The organism is Cryobacterium zongtaii (assembly GCF_002909375.1).
In the GTDB taxonomy this organism is placed as follows: domain Bacteria; phylum Actinomycetota; class Actinomycetes; order Actinomycetales; family Microbacteriaceae; genus Cryobacterium; species Cryobacterium zongtaii.
This window is the reverse complement of sequence record NZ_PPXD01000032.1, coordinates 1-1,448: the sequence shown is the minus strand read 5'-3', so window position 1 is coordinate 1,448 and position 1,448 is coordinate 1. Positions and strand designations below refer to the sequence as shown.

Annotated in this window: 2 protein-coding genes; one reads left to right on the top strand and one right to left on the bottom strand. The window is 60.4% G+C overall.

Annotation, left to right across the window (positions count from 1 at the left end; translation table 11 throughout):
* Window positions 1-571: 571 nt before the first annotated feature.
* The gene (locus C3B61_RS19115; RefSeq protein WP_103432715.1) at window positions 572-811 is read right to left on the bottom strand and encodes a DUF3499 family protein; all 240 of its coding nucleotides are present in this window, start codon (window positions 809-811) and stop codon (window positions 572-574) included.
* A 182-nt stretch (window positions 812-993) separates the two neighbouring features.
* Between C3B61_RS19115 and C3B61_RS19110 the strand changes: the two genes are divergently transcribed.
* Window positions 994-1,302, top strand: coding sequence for a hypothetical protein (locus C3B61_RS19110; RefSeq protein ID WP_341866788.1), 309 nt, complete (start codon window positions 994-996; stop codon window positions 1,300-1,302).
* Window positions 1,303-1,448 lie beyond the last annotated feature (146 nt).

Sequence of the window (1,448 nt, the reverse complement as noted above, 5' to 3'; positions counted from 1 at the left end):
AAGCCACCGGAATAGGCGAACAATCAGCAAGTTTGAAACTGACAGAACAAATCATTACTGACTTGCTTTGTTGTTTAAATGTTTTCCAAAGGAATCTCTTTCGCGGTATCCCCTAGAAAGGGACCCTACGACCGAGGTTTTTGGCATTTGACATTGTGCACGCTGTTGAGTTCTCAAGGATCGGACGCACCCGACTTCAGGCCATGTGATTGGCTGTCGCTCCGGGGCAACTTGACTACCTTAGCCTCCGTTCGAATCCGTGTCAAATCGACTGAGCGGCGTGTTTCCGGCAAACTAGTGCCTGAAAACGCTCCGTCCGTTCGATCCGAGGGATCTTGCGAAGAGCTGATTCCTGGCCAAAACGAAGAGCCACACCGAAACGATGTGGGTTGTTTTGACTGGGAGTTGGTCCCGCTTGAGGCCGGAAGCTCTGCGGCTTTTCCGAACCTGTGGGGTGACGAGAGATGACATTACGGGGATTCCGGAGGGGCCGCAAATTGGATCTGACACCCGGGCGTGTCGGGGTGGTTTGCCCGATATGGCGCGCCGACAGCGGGTGTCCGAGAGACGACTAGGGCGAGGGCTGAACGCCGCGTTGGGCATCCGCGATCGACACGATTCGATGCCTGATGAGCTGCCAACCTTGAGGCGGGGTGGTCAGACGCGCGTGCCGTTCACAGAGGTCATAGGTGTGTGGCTCGTGGGTGCCGGCGAGCGGTCCCAGGACAGCCATCGAGTCGGCATAGGAGAACGTGAGAGTCGCCACGGCCTCATCGTTGCAGGAGATTCTTGAACACGCTCTGACTGACATGGTGATTCAGGGTACCGCCGATGCCCCGGAAGTAGACTGGGGGTATGCCTCGTTCACGCCGCACAACCGTGCAAGCACCGACCTCGCGCGGTCGGGGCCGGGACCGACACGGCCGTGGCATCCGCAGTTCTGCCACCGGACCTTTCCTTCCTCCCCTGCGTACGCGGGTGGACACTTTCGACATGACCATCGCGTCGACGGTCGACTACTTGCGCATGGTGTGGCCCGCCGAACTCGCCGATGTGTCCTTCGAGGTGGCCGCAGGGCCGCTCAACGTGATTCCCGGCGTCGGGGTGGCCCGGTACGCGGTGGATGCCCGTGAGCGTCGCATCACCTTTTTCCGGCTGCCGATCCAGCGGCTGAGCGGACTGCACCGCGATGACGAGTTCCATCAGCGCATGGTGATCGAGAGCTGCGTCTTCCGCGGGGTCGCCGAACTCCTCGGCAAGGACCCCTGGGATCTCGCGCCGGATCGATTCCGCCACTTCTAGGGGCGCATCCCGCACGCGCACGCCACGAGGACCAAACCTTTTCTGACGTGGGGCCGAACCACCTGCATACCAAGCAAGCCCCCACACTCCACAGCAAAGGACTTCATCATGCGCAGCTTCACCAAGACCGCACTCGGCCTCACCAC

What these genes read in the sequence shown, in the direction of transcription:
- C3B61_RS19115 (WP_103432715.1), bottom strand. Translation starts at nt 811, where the DNA reads ATGTCAGTCAGAGCGTGTTCAAGAATCTCCTGCAACGATGAGGCCGTG.
- C3B61_RS19110 (WP_341866788.1), top strand. Translation starts at nt 994, where the DNA reads ATGACCATCGCGTCGACGGTCGACTACTTGCGCATGGTGTGGCCCGCC.